Consider the following 12726-nt stretch of genomic DNA (forward strand, 5'->3'; position numbering starts at 1 on the left):
CCGGCGAAACGCCGGAAGCGTTCGGCCTGGCCCGCGCGCAGCAGCTCGAGGCGAAGATCCTCGAACTCGGCGCGGAAAACGTCGCGGCGTTCATCGGCGAGCCGTTCCAGGGCGCGGGCGGCGTGATCTTCCCGCCGTCGACGTACTGGCCGGAAATCCAGCGGATCTGCCGCAAGTACGACATCCTGCTGGTGGCCGACGAAGTGATCGGCGGCTTCGGCCGTACCGGCGAATGGTTCGCGCACCAGCACTTCGGCTTCGAGCCGGACCTGATCACAATGGCCAAGGGCCTCACGTCGGGCTACGTGCCGATGGGCGCCGTCGGCATTCACGAGCGGGTGGCGCGGCCGATCATCGACAACGGCGAATTCAATCACGGCCTCACGTACTCGGGCCACCCGGTCGCGGCAGCCGTCGCGGTCGCGAACCTGAAGCTGCTGCGCGACGAAGGGATCGTCGAGCGCGTGAAGAACGACATCGGGCCGTACTTCCAGCGCCGGCTGCGCGATGCGCTGGGCGACCATCCGATCGTCGGGGAGATTTCGGGAGCGGGGCTCGTGGCAGGCGTTCAGCTTGCGCGCGACCGGAACCGGCGCGAGCGGTTCGGTGCGAATGTCGATATCGGGACGATCTGCCGCGACTTCTGCTTCAACGGCAACCTGATCATGCGTGCGACCGGCGACCGGATGCTGCTGTCGCCGCCGCTCGTGATTCGCGAGGCGGAGGTCGACGAGATCGTCGACAAGGCGAAACGGGCGTTCGATGCGACGGCGCAGCAGGTGGGGCACGCACGGTAAGCCGGTATCTCGGTAGCTAGCTGCGTGCGGACGCGGGCGTCGAATGACATGGCGCCCGCGTCGCCCGGAGCACGCGCGACGCCAAAACGAAAAGGGCCTGCGTCGTGAGACGCAGGCCCTTGAATTCTTTGGTGGGCGGTACTGGGATCGAACCAGTGACCCCTGCCGTGTGAAGGCAGTGCTCTACCGCTGAGCTAACCGCCCAAAGAAGAATCAAATTATGTCAGAGCTTTTGGGGTTCGTAAAGCCCTTTCTGCAAATATTTTTCAGATACACGCAAATACCTGCCAGCCGGCCGTGCACTCAGCCCGCGAGCGCGGGCATTGCGTCGATCGACGCGCGCACGTAGTCGGCGAAGCGCAGCGCAACCGGCTCGGCGGTGCCGCTGCGCTTCAGCGCGAGCGTGCGCGATTCGAGCGACGCATCCTTCAGCGGCCGGAACGCGAGCCGGTCGCTCTTCGCCTGCTGCAGCACGCGCGGCACCAGCGCGACGCCCATCCCGAACTCGATCATCGACAGGATCGTCTGCCACAGCCGCGCTTCGTGGCGAATCAGCGGGCTGAAGCCGGCGTTCACGCATTGCGCGATGATCAGGTCGTGATAGTGCGGCGCCGCTTCGCGCGGGAACAGGATGAACGGTTCCGCGGCCAGCGCGGCAAGCGCGACCTGCCTGCGCCGCGCGAGCGGATGTGCGGCCGGCAGGCAGCACACGAACGGTTCCGCATAGACGGGTACCGATTCGACCTCGGGCGGGAAGTGGCCCCAGTGCGCGTAGCCAAGATCGATCTGGCCGCGCTGGATCGCCTGCACCTGCGCGTGCGTGTTCATCTCGCTCAGCACGACCTCGACGCCCGGGTAGTCGGCCTCGAATCGCCGCACCGCATCGGGCAGCCCGCGATACAGCATCGAATGAACGAAGCCGATCCGCAGCCGGCCCGCGAGGCCCGACGCGGAGCGCACCGTCAGGCGTTCGGCCTCGGCCGCCTGCAGCAGCAGCCGGCGCGCTTCGCCGAGCAGCACCTCGCCCGCGTTGGTCAGCGCGACGGTCTTGTTGGTGCGCGAGAACAGCTGGACGCCGAGCGCGTCCTCGAACTTGCGGATATCGAAACTCAGCGCCGGCTGCGAGATGAACAGGCGCTTTGCCGCGCGCCCGAAATGCAGTTCCTCGGCGACCGCCACGAAGTAGCGCAACTGCCTCAGTTCCATGGTGTCTCCTCGCGGCGTCGGCATCGATAAGCGGTATCTATCGTACCGGACAAATCCTGTATTGGACGCTTATCGATCGCGCGCCTACGCTCTGCGGAAGGCTTTGCACGGGACTGGCCGGGCGCCGCGGCGCCCCCCGCCGGCCGATGTGCAGGCAACCCAGGAGACGCACGCATGAACGACACCGCTCTCACGCCGGACGCCGGCGCATCCAACATCCCCGACAGCCGGGGCCTCAATTTCTTCACGGTCGATCCCGATCTCGGCGCGTTGCTGAAGCTGCATCTCGGCGACGCGCACTATGCGGAACTGGAGCCTCGGCTGCGCGCGCTCGGCGCACGCGTGTCGGGCGAACTCGACGAATGGGCGTCGCGCGCGGACAAGCACCCGCCCGTGCTCGAACACCGCAATCGGCGAGGCGAGGCCGTGCAGCGGATCGACAAGGATCCCGCGTATGTCGCGCTCGAACGTGTCGCGTATGCCGAGCTCGGGCTCGCGTCGCTGAGCCACGGGGCGGAATCCGTTGCGCCGCTCGTCAAGTACGCGCTGACGTTCCTGTTCGTGCAGGCCGAATTCGGGCTGTGCTGCCCGGTCAGCATGACCGATTCGCTGACGCGTACGATGCGCCGCTTCGGCGATCCGGCGCTCGTCGCGCGCTACCTGCCGAAGCTCGCGTCGCGCGACTTCGACACGCTGTACCAGGGCGCGATGTTCATGACCGAGCAGGCGGCAGGTTCCGATGTCGGCCGGATCACCACGCGGGCGACGCGCGAGACGGACGCGCACGGCGAGACCGTCTGGCGCCTGACCGGCGACAAGTGGTTCTGCTCGAACGCGGACGCCGATCTCGCGATGGTGCTCGCGCGGCCAGACGGCGCGCCGGACGGCATCAAGGGCCTCGCGTTGTTCCTGCTGCCGAAGACGCTGCCGGACGGCACGCGCAACCGCTACCGGATCGTGCGCCTGAAGGACAAGCTCGGCAGCCGGTCGATGGCGAGCGGCGAGATCGCGCTCGAAGGCGCGCAGGCGTTTCTGATCGGCGAGATCGGCCGCGGTTTCCACCAGATGGCCGACATGATCAACATGTCGCGGCTGTCGAACGGCGTGCGCGCGGCGGGGCTGATGCGGCGCGCGCTGAACGAGGCGCTGCACGTCGCCGCGCACCGCGAGGCGTTCGGCCGCAAGCTGATCGAGATGCCGCTGATGCAGCGCCAGTTGTTGAAGATGCTGCTGCCGGCCGAGGCCGCGCGCGCGATGTTCATGCAGATCGCGCTGCTGCTGCCGCAGGCCGATGCCGGCGACGAGCAGGCCGCGCGCTGCGTGCGGATCCTGACGCCGCTGATCAAGTTCCGCGCGTGCCGCGATGCGCGGCGCGTGACGGGCGATGCGATGGAAGTGCGCGGCGGCACCGGTTACATCGAGGAATGGAGCGACGCGCGCATCGTGCGCGATGCGCATCTCGGCTCGATCTGGGAAGGCACGAGCAACATCGTCGCGCTGGACGTCGCGCGGGCCGCGCAGCGCGAGCAGGCGCTCGATGCGCTGCGTACCTTTCTCGGCGACCGCCTCGGCGCGGCGCCGCTGCCCGACGCGAGCCGCGCGGCGTTGCGGCGCATCCTCGCGCGCGCGTGCGACGGGCTTGCGCGGGTCGCGGCGGAAGGCGACGACGCGCGCGTGCGGCAGGCCGCGTCCGCGCTGTACTACGCAAGCGCGGCCGTGCTGATGGCGTGCGAGAGCGCGCGGCTCGCGCCGGATTTCCGGCGTCTCGCGCTCGCGCACCTGGTCGTGCGCCACAAGCTGCTGCCGGTCGACCCGCTTGCGCCGGCATCGCGCGACGACGAATCGGCCGCCTGCGGCGCGCTGCTGCGCGGCGCGCCCATCGCGCTCGATACCGCGCTCGACCTGCTGCCGGAGGTCGAACGATGACCGCCTCGCGTGGCGCACTGGACGGCCTGAAGGTCGTCGACCTGAGCCGCGTGCTCGGCGGCCCGTACTGCACGCAGGCACTCGCCGACCACGGGGCGACGGTGGTCAAGATCGAGCCGCCGGACGGCGACGAGACGCGCGGCTGGGGGCCACCGTTCCTCGGCGACACCGCGTGGTACTTCATGGGCGTCAACCGCAACAAGGAAGGGCTCGCGCTCGACCTGTCGCGCGACGAGGGGCGCGCGATCCTGTGGCGCCTGCTCGAAGAGGCGGACGTGCTCGTCGAGAACTTCAAGCCCGGCACGCTCGCGCGCTGGGGGATGGATTACGCGCGCGACTTGCAGCCGCGCTTCCCGCGCCTGATCCACTGCGCGGTGACGGGCTTCGGCGAAACGGGCCCGCTCGGCGGGCTGCCCGGCTACGACGCGGTGATCCAGGCGATGGCGGGGCTGATGAGCGTCAACGGCGAGCGCGACGGCGACGCGACGCGCATCGGTCTGCCGATCGTCGACATGGTCACGGGCCTCAATGCGCTCGCGGGCATCCTGCTGGCGCTCGCGGAGCGCGAGAAGAGCGGGCGCGGACAGTCGATCGACATCGCGCTGTACGACTGCGGCGTGTCGCTGCTGCATCCGCACCTGCCGAACTTCTTCGGTTCGGGGCGCGTGCCGGCGCGCAGCGGCAACGCGCATCCGAACATCGCGCCATACGACAGCTACCGCACGGCGACTGTGCCGATCTTCCTCGCGATCGGCAACGACCGGCAGTTCGCGCGGCTCGTCGCGCATCTCGGCGTGCCGGCGCTCGCGGGGGATCCACGCTTCGTCGACAACCGCAACCGCTGCGCGCACCGTCCCGAGCTGAAGGCCGAACTGGAAGCGCGGCTCGCCGCGCACGCATGCGAGCCGCTCGCGCGCGACCTGATGGCGGCCGGCGTGCCGTGCGGGCCGGTGCGAACGGTGGCCGACGTCGCGCACGATCCGCATGCGCTGCACCGGAACCTGTTCGTCGAGATCGGCGCGTATCGCGGCACCGCGTCGCCGGTGAAGCTGTCGCGCACGCCGGCTACCTATCGTTCGCCACCGCCCGCGCTGGGCGGCGACACGCGCGCGGTGCTCGATCGCCTCGGCATCGATCCCGCGCTCCAGCAGCAACTGCTTGACGCCGGCGTGCTGAGGGAAGCCCCCGGCTGACACGACGCCGCCGGCCGGCGGCGCCATGCCGGCCACCCGGGAAAGGCGCGCGGCAGTCGCGCCCCGGAAACATAAACATGGAGACATCGATGAGCCGTCAGCCATCCCCGCCCGCCGAGCCGCAACCGCAGCCGCAGCCGCGGCCCGGCCGTGCCGCCTTCGCGGCGTTCGTCGGCACCACGATCGAGTGGTACGACTTCTACATCTACGGCACCGCCGCGGCACTCGTGTTCGGCAAGGTGTTCTTTTCGAGCAGGATGGATCCCGGCGTCGCGACGCTGCTTGCGTTCGTCACGTTCTGGGCCGGCTTCGCCGCGCGGCCGCTCGGCGGCATCGTGTTCGGGCATCTCGGCGATCGTGTCGGCCGCAAGACCGCGCTCGTGATCACGCTGGTGATGATGGGGCTCGCGACGACCGGCATCGGCCTGCTGCCCGGTTATGCGCAGATCGGTGTATGGGCGCCGGCCGGCCTCGTCGCGCTGCGCGTGCTGCAGGGCATCGCGGTCGGCGGCGAGTGGGGCGGCGCGGTGCTGATCGCGAGCGAGAACGCGCCGAAGCATCGCAGCATCCTGTACGCGGCGTTCGCGCAGCAGGGTTCGCCCACCGGCAACCTGCTGGCCACGGCCGCGTTTTTCGCGCTGAGCGCGCTGCCGACACCGTCGTTCCTGATGTGGGGCTGGCGCATTCCGTTCCTGCTGTCGGCCGTGCTGGTGATCATCGGCATGGTGATCCGGCTGAAGCTCGAGGAGTCGGCCGACATGCAGCGCGTGCTCGCGCGCAAGCGCACCGTGAAGCTGCCGCTGCGCGACGTCGTGCGCGATCACCGGGTCGTCGTGCTGCTCGCGGCCGGCACGCTGCCGGTGATCAACGTCACGTACTTCCGCAGCACGTTCGCACTGTCGTGGGCGACGAAGGAGCTCGGCTACGCGCAGGGCACGTTCCTCGGCATCCTGTCGATCTCGCTCGTCGTGCAGTTCCTGATGCAGCCGGTCGGCGCGTGGTTCGTGTCGAAGGTCGACATGCGCCGCGCGATGTGCTGGATCCTGATTCCGGAAATCGTGCTGATGCCGGTGATGTTCCATGCGCTCGCGACGCGTTCGTATTGGATCGCCGTCGCGGGCATGTGCATCTCGACGATTCCGTCGGCGATGTTCTACGGTGCGGTCGGCGGCGTGCTCGCGCGCGTGTTTCCGGCGAACATCCGCTACACGGGCCTGTCGCTCGCGTATCAGCTGAGCGCGCTCGTCGTCGGCGGCGGCACGCCCGTGCTCGCGCAGGCGATCCTCAACACGACCGGCAGCATCGTCGGCGTCGCGGTTGCGTCGGGGCTTTACGCGCTCGTGTCGCTCGTCTGCATGCTCGCGCTGCTGAATCGCACCGGGTATCGCGCGGACGAACTGTCGACGGCCGAACGCAGCGATGCGGCCGAATGGGGCACCGAAGGCGGCAGCGCGGCACCCGCGGCCGACGGGAGCGCGCAGCCGGGCGACGGCGGCGCGCTGAAGCCGGCCGGCTGAGCGGCATGCCATGCCGCCGCGCGGGAGGCGGGAACGCCCCGAGCGCATGTCGCCAAAAGAAAACGGCACCGTGCGAAACACGGTGCCGTCTTTCCCGGAGCACGCGGCCGGCAGGCTGCCGGCCGCGCGCATCGCATCATCAGCCTTCCGTCGGCGGCACGTAGCCGGACGCCTGGTCCGCGCCGTCGCCGAAGAAGTACTTCTCGGTCTGCTTCATCAGGTACTGGCGCGCGCGCGGGTCGGCCATGTTCAGGCGGTTCTCGTTGATCAGCATCGTCTGCTGCTTGAGCCAGCCCTGCCACGCTTCCTTCGAGACGCTCTCGTAAATGCGCTTGCCGAGTTCGCCCGGCAGCGGCGGGAAATCGAGGCCTTCGGCTTCCTTGCCGAGCTTCGCGCATTGAATCATTCGAGCCATCGTGTACTTCTCCTGTAATCGAACTGGGGGGAGGGCAGTCGTGCCTGCGCTCAGAGCTGCTTCATCAGCACGAGCGACTTGCGCTGCCAGTTATAGAGTTTGCGGCGGTCTTCGGGGAGGTCGTCGACGCTGACCTTGACGAAGCCGCGCTTGAGGAACCAGTGCTCGGTGCGCGTCGTGAGCACGAAGATGTGCGTGAGGCCGCGTGCACGGGCGCGCTGCTCGATGCGCTTGAGCAGGCGTTCGCCGTCGCCCGAGCCCTGCGCTTCCGGCGCGACCGTCAGGCACGCCATCTCGCCGATCTTCTCCTGCTGGTACGGATACAGCGCCGCGCAGCCGAACAACACGCCATCGTGCTCGATCACCGAGAAGTGGTCGATGTCGCGTTCGATCTGGTGGCGGCCGCGGCGCACCAGCGTGCCGTCCGACTCGAGCGGCTCGATCAGCGACAGGATGCCGCCGACGTCGTCCGGCGTCGCTTCGCGCAGGCTCTCGAGGTTCTCGTACGAGATCATCGTGCCGACGCCGTCGTGCAGGAACAGTTCGAGCAGCATGCTGCCGTCGAGCGACTGCGGGATCAGGTGGGCCCGGGTCACGCCGCCGCGGCATGCGCGGATCGAGTGCTTGAGGAAGAACCCGTCGTCGCCCTGGATGTTGCCGGAGTCGAGCAGCTCGGCCGCCGCGTCGAGCGACATTTCTCGCACCAGCTCGCCTTCGTCGTCGACGATGCCGGGCCCTTCGGTCAGGAAGATGATCTTGTCGGCGCGCAGTGCGATCGCGGCGGCCGACGCGACGTCTTCCATCGACAGGTTGAACGCTTCGCCGGTCGGCGAGAAGCCGAGCGGCGACAGCAGCACGAGCTTGCGGCTCGCGAGAGAATGACGGATCGACTCGGCGTCGATCTTGCGCACGATGCCCGTATGCGCGAAATCGACCCCGTCGAGAATCCCCACCGGCCGCGCGGTCACGAAGTTGCCCGACACGACGCTGATGTGCGCGTGCGCCATCGGCGAGTTCGGCAGACCCTGGCTGATCGCGGCCTCGATGTCGAGACGCACTTCGCCGGCCGCTTCCTTCGCGGATTCGAGCGCGCGCGCATCGGTGATGCGCAGGCCGTGCGAAAACTCGGATTCGACACCGTGCAGGCTCAGCTGCTCCTCGACCTGCGGGCGCGAACCGTGCACCAGCACGATCTGGATACCCATTGCCTGCAGCAGCGCGATGTCGGACACGAGCGCGTTCAGGAGCCCCTGCTGCACCACCTCACCGCCAAACCCCACGACGAACGTGCTGTTGCGGAACTTGTGGATATAGGGCGCGACGGAGCGCATCCAGTCGACGAACTGCGCGTGACTGGCGGCCGAATCGTCGGCGGCCGGCGGCGTCGCGGCGCCGGTCTGGGCGGGGGGGAGGTCGGTTTGGGAATTCATGGGCGGGATTATAATGCGCCCCCATGTCGAATGTTTCTAAAAGTCCCGCGCCGACGCGGGCCAATACGCCGTCGGCCCGGCACCCGGATGGTGCGGCCGACGCACGCGAGCAGCAGGGCCAGCCAGCGCGCCAGCAGCAGGAAAAGCAGGCGGGCAAACCGGCAGACGCGCCGCGCGCACCGCGCGGTGACGAACGGCGCGGCGATGCGCGCCAGCCGGCCGCGAAGGGCGCACCCCAGGCAACGGGCGAGCGCCCGCCGCGCCGCGAGCGGCCGCCGCGCGCCGTCGTCGCACCGAACCCCGTCCCGCCGATCACGTACCCTGAAAGCCTGCCGGTGTCGGGCAAGCGCGACGAAATCGCGCGCGCGATCGCCGGTCATCAGGTTGTCATCGTCTGCGGCGAAACCGGCTCGGGCAAGACCACGCAGCTGCCGAAGATCTGTCTCGATCTCGGCCGCGGCCTCGGCGCCGGCGGCACGGGCCTGATCGGCCATACGCAGCCGCGCCGTCTGGCTGCATCGTCGACCGGCCGGCGGATCGCCGAGGAACTCGGCACGCCGTTCGGCGAGGTGGTCGGCTACAAGGTGCGCTTTACCGACAATCTCGCGCCGGGCGCGTCCGTGAAGCTGATGACGGACGGGATCCTGCTCGCCGAGACGCAGACCGATCCGCTGCTGAAGGCGTACGACACGCTGATCATCGACGAGGCGCACGAGCGCAGCCTGAACATCGACTTCCTGCTCGGCTATCTGAAGGAAATCCTGCCGCGGCGGCCGGACCTGAAGCTGATCGTCACGTCCGCGACGATCGACGCCGATCGCTTCGCGCGCCATTTCGGCACCGACGAGCGTCCTGCGCCCGTGATCGAGGTGAGCGGGCGGCTGTATCCGGTCGAGATGCGCTACCGGCCGGTGGCCGAGGATCGCCCGGCCGTGAAAAATGCCGAAGGCACGGGCGGCCGCGATCGCGTGAAGACCGCGCGCGAAGCCGAGCGCGACCTGATGGACGCGATCGTCGACGCGGTCGACGAACTGTGCCGCGAAGGCCCCGGCGACGTGCTGGTGTTCCTGCCCGGCGAGCGCGAGATCCGCGAGGCGGCCGAGGCGCTGCGCAAGCATCATCCGCCGCATACCGAGATCCTGCCGCTGTTCGCGCGGCTGTCGGCGGCCGACCAGGACAAGGTGTTCAAGGCATCGAACGCGCGCCGGATCGTGCTCGCGACCAACGTGGCCGAAACCTCGCTGACGGTGCCGGGCATCCGCTACGTCGTCGATACCGGCCTCGCGCGCGTGAAGCGCTATTCGTACCGGAACAAGGTCGAGCAGCTGCAGGTCGAGTCGATCTCGCAGGCGGCCGCAAACCAGCGCGCGGGCCGCTGCGGCCGCGTGGCCGACGGCGTGTGCATTCGCTTGTACGAGGAAAGCGACTACCAGGCGCGCGCACGCTTCACCGACCCGGAAATCCTGCGCTCGTCGCTCGCGTCGGTGATCCTGCGGATGAAGTCGCTGCACCTGACGGCGATCGAATCGTTCCCGTTCCTCGAGCCGCCGCCCGGCCGCGCGATCGCGGACGGCTACCAGCTGCTCAACGAGCTCGGCGCGGTCGACGACGACAACGCGCTGACGCCGCTCGGCCGCGAACTCGCGCGGCTGCCGCTCGACCCGCGCGTCGGCCGGATGATTCTCGCCGCGCGCGACCAGCAGTCGCTGCGCGAGGTGCTGATCATCGCGAGCGCGCTGTCCGTGCAGGACCCGCGCGACCGCCCGATCGAAGCGCAGGAGCAGGCCGACCAGGCGCACCGCCGGTTCGCCGACGAGCGTTCCGAGTTCCTGCAGTGGCTGAAGATCTGGGCGTGGTTCGAAGAGGCGGTCGCGCACAAGAAGTCGAACCGCCAGCTCGTCGACGCATGCCGGCAGAACTTCCTGTCGCACCTGCGGCTGCGCGAGTGGCGCGACGTCCACTCGCAGCTGCTGACCGTCGTGCGCGAGCACGGCTGGCGGCTCAACGAAGCCGAGGCGACGTACGAACAGGTCCATCTGGCCCTGCTGACGGGCCTGCTCGGCAACCTCGGCCTGAAGGCCGATGACGATCCGCACTATCTCGGCGCGCGCGGGATCAAGTTCTACCTGTGGCCGGGCTCCGTGCTCGCGAAGAAGGCCGGCCGCTGGGTGATGGCGGCGGAGCTCGTCGAGACGAGCCGGCTGTACGCGCGCTGCCTCGCGAAGATCGAGCCGGAGTGGGTCGAGAAGATCGGCGCGCACCTGCTGAAGAAATCGCTGTCGGAGCCGCACTGGGAGAAGCGCCCGGCGCAGGTCAGCGCGTTCGAGCGCGCGACGCTGTACGGGCTGCCGATCTACCACCGCCGGCGCGTCGCATTCGGCAAGCAGGATCCGGCGCGGGCGCGCGAGCTGTTCATCCGCGGCGCGCTGGTCGAAGGCGAATTCGACACGAAGCTGCCGTTCTTCGCGCACAACCGCAAGCTGCTCGCCGACATCGAGCAGCTCGAGCACAAGTCGCGCCGGCAGGACGTGCTGGTCGACGACGAGCTGATCTACGCGTACTACGACCAGGCGATTCCGGCGGGCATCCACACGGGCGCCGCATTCGAGCGCTGGTATCGCGACGAGGTGAAGAAGGGCGGCCAGCCCGAGGACAAGCAGCGGCTGCTGTACCTGTCGCGCGACGACCTGATGCGCCACGAGGCGGCCGGCGTGACGACCGAGCTGTTCCCGAAGCGCGCGACGATGGCCGGCGTGGAGATGGCGCTCACGTATCACTTCGAGCCGGGCACGCCGCGCGACGGCGTGACGCTCGCGGTGCCGCTGTATGCGCTGAACCAGGTCGACGCGCGCCGCTGCGAGTGGCTCGTGCCGGGGATGCTGAAGGAAAAGGTGCAGTTGCTGCTGAAGTCGCTGCCGCAGAAGCTGCGCCGGCACTGCGTGCCGTTGCCCGAATACGCGGCCGGCTTCGTCGAGCGGATGGGCCGCGAGCGCTTCGGCGCGGGCGGGCTCGTCGAGGCGCTGATCGCCGACGTGCGCGGCGAGACGCAGGTCGCGATGAAAACGGCCGATTTCAAGCTCGAGACGCTGCCCGCGCACCTGTTCATGAACTTCAAGGTGATCGACGAGCACGGCCGCCAGCTCGCGATGGGGCGCAATCTCGCGCAGCTTCGCCAGGAGCTGGGCGCGCAGGCGCAGCAGCAGTTCCAGAAGATCGCGGCGGCGTCGACGATCGCGGCTGGCGGCGATGCCGATGCGGGTCAGCCGGTCGGCCAGGCGCCGGCGGCGGCCAGTACGGCCGGCGCACCCGGCCGCGGCCCGAAGCCCGCGAAGGGCGCGGCGCCGCAGACGTCCGCTCCGGCGGAAGCCGGCGCGACGGCGCTGTACGAGAACCTGACGACGTGGAATTTCGGCAAGCTCCCCGAACTGCTGGAAATCCGCCGGCGCGGTCAGACGCTGTACGGCTACCCGGCGCTCGTCGATCGCGGCACGCATTGCGACGTCGAGGTGTTCGATTCGCCGGAGGAGGCCGCGCGCATCCACCGGGCCGGCTTGCGGCGGCTGTTCGCGCTGCAGCTGAAGGAGCCGATCAAGTTCCTCGAGAAGAACCTGCCGGGCCTGCGCGAGATGGCGATGCAGTACATGTCGCTCGGCACGCAGGACGAATTGCGCGACCAGCTGATCGACACGGCGCTCGACCGCGCGTGCCTGCAGGACCCGCTGCCCGACGACGACGCGAGCTTTCACGCGCGCCGTGACGAGGGCCGAAGCCGCCTGAACCTGCTCGCGCAGGAAATCGCGCGGCTGGTCGGGCAGGTCCTGGCCGAATACGCGGGTCTCGTGAAGAAGCTCGCGCAGGCGAAGCCGTTCGCGCAGGCGCATGCGGACCTGCAGCAGCAGCTCGCCGCGCTGGTCGGCAAGCGCTTCGTGATCGATACGCCCTACGCGCAACTCGCGCACTTCCCGCGCTACCTGAAGGGCATCGCGCTGCGGATCGACAAGCTGAAGGCCGATCCGGCGCGCGACGCGAAGCAGTCGGCCGACCTGCTGCCGCTCGCCCAGCAGTACCAGCGCGCGGTGTCGCAGCGCGGCGGCGTCGCCGATCCGCGGCTCGCGGAATTCCGCTGGCTGCTCGAGGAATTGCGGATTTCGCTGTTCGCGCAGGAACTGCGCACGCCGATGCCTGTCTCTGTCAAGCGTCTGCACAAGGTCTGGGAGTCGATGCAGCGCTAGCGCAACATCG

Annotated in this window: 8 protein-coding genes and 1 tRNA gene; 5 read left to right on the top strand and 4 right to left on the bottom strand. The window is 69.1% G+C overall.

The genetic code is table 11. The features are described 5' to 3' along the window. A partial coding sequence (locus FOZ70_RS13105; protein ID WP_219706053.1) for an aminotransferase class III-fold pyridoxal phosphate-dependent enzyme occupies positions 1–797 on the top strand: 797 nt, incomplete at its 5' end. A gap of 129 nt (positions 798–926) precedes the next feature. Here the strand turns inward: FOZ70_RS13105 and FOZ70_RS13110 are convergent. Next, positions 927–1001: transfer RNA gene (locus tag FOZ70_RS13110), tRNA-Val, on the bottom strand. A gap of 99 nt (positions 1002–1100) precedes the next feature. Then, positions 1101–2003, bottom strand: coding sequence for a LysR family transcriptional regulator (locus FOZ70_RS13115; protein WP_219706055.1), 903 nt, complete (start codon positions 2001–2003; stop codon positions 1101–1103). Between the two features lie 174 nt (positions 2004–2177). Here FOZ70_RS13115 and FOZ70_RS13120 point away from each other — a divergent pair, with 174 nt between their 5' ends. The 3 genes from FOZ70_RS13120 to FOZ70_RS13130 all read left to right on the top strand — a co-directional run bounded on the left by FOZ70_RS13120 (position 2178) and on the right by FOZ70_RS13130 (position 6639). Continuing rightward, positions 2178–3929, top strand: coding sequence for an acyl-CoA dehydrogenase family protein (locus FOZ70_RS13120; RefSeq protein WP_219706057.1), 1752 nt, complete (start codon positions 2178–2180; stop codon positions 3927–3929). Then, the gene (locus FOZ70_RS13125) at positions 3926–5122 is read left to right on the top strand and encodes a CaiB/BaiF CoA-transferase family protein (protein WP_060074627.1); all 1197 of its coding nucleotides are present in this window, start codon (positions 3926–3928) and stop codon (positions 5120–5122) included. Before FOZ70_RS13120 ends, FOZ70_RS13125 begins: the two co-directional genes overlap by 4 nt. Positions 5123–5211: 89 nt before the next feature. Then, positions 5212–6639, top strand: a complete 1428-nt coding sequence (locus tag FOZ70_RS13130) for an MFS transporter (protein WP_219706059.1) — start codon at positions 5212–5214, stop codon at positions 6637–6639. A 139-nt stretch (positions 6640–6778) separates the two neighbouring features. On the opposite strand, the gene FOZ70_RS13135 is transcribed toward FOZ70_RS13130, so the two are convergent. Further along, positions 6779–7054 carry an oxidative damage protection protein gene (locus FOZ70_RS13135; RefSeq protein WP_006478357.1) on the bottom strand — a complete coding sequence of 92 codons (276 nt, stop codon included), beginning with the start codon at positions 7052–7054 and terminating at the stop codon, positions 6779–6781. A 50-nt stretch (positions 7055–7104) separates the two neighbouring features. Then, positions 7105–8484 (bottom strand): amino-acid N-acetyltransferase, encoded by a 1380-nt coding sequence (gene argA / locus FOZ70_RS13140; protein WP_048024097.1) that lies wholly within the window; start codon positions 8482–8484, stop codon positions 7105–7107. Between the two features lie 23 nt (positions 8485–8507). Here argA and hrpA point away from each other — a divergent pair, with 23 nt between their 5' ends. Beyond that, entirely contained in the window at positions 8508–12716 is a 4209-nt protein-coding gene (gene hrpA, locus FOZ70_RS13145) for an ATP-dependent RNA helicase HrpA (RefSeq protein WP_219706062.1), read from the top strand. Positions 12717–12726 lie beyond the last annotated feature (10 nt).

The sequence above is a fragment of the Burkholderia sp. COPS genome (genome assembly GCF_019425585.1).
Classification (GTDB): domain Bacteria; phylum Pseudomonadota; class Gammaproteobacteria; order Burkholderiales; family Burkholderiaceae; genus Burkholderia; species Burkholderia cepacia.

Coding starts and splice junctions, on each gene's coding strand:
- argA (WP_048024097.1), bottom strand. CDS start 8,484: ATGAATTCCCAAACCGACCTCCCCCCCGCCCAGACCGGCGCCGCGACG.
- FOZ70_RS13135 (WP_006478357.1), bottom strand. CDS start 7,054: ATGGCTCGAATGATTCAATGCGCGAAGCTCGGCAAGGAAGCCGAAGGC.
- hrpA (WP_219706062.1), top strand. CDS start 8,508: ATGTCGAATGTTTCTAAAAGTCCCGCGCCGACGCGGGCCAATACGCCG.
- FOZ70_RS13130 (WP_219706059.1), top strand. CDS start 5,212: ATGAGCCGTCAGCCATCCCCGCCCGCCGAGCCGCAACCGCAGCCGCAG.
- FOZ70_RS13125 (WP_060074627.1), top strand. CDS start 3,926: ATGACCGCCTCGCGTGGCGCACTGGACGGCCTGAAGGTCGTCGACCTG.
- FOZ70_RS13115 (WP_219706055.1), bottom strand. CDS start 2,003: ATGGAACTGAGGCAGTTGCGCTACTTCGTGGCGGTCGCCGAGGAACTG.
- FOZ70_RS13120 (WP_219706057.1), top strand. CDS start 2,178: ATGAACGACACCGCTCTCACGCCGGACGCCGGCGCATCCAACATCCCC.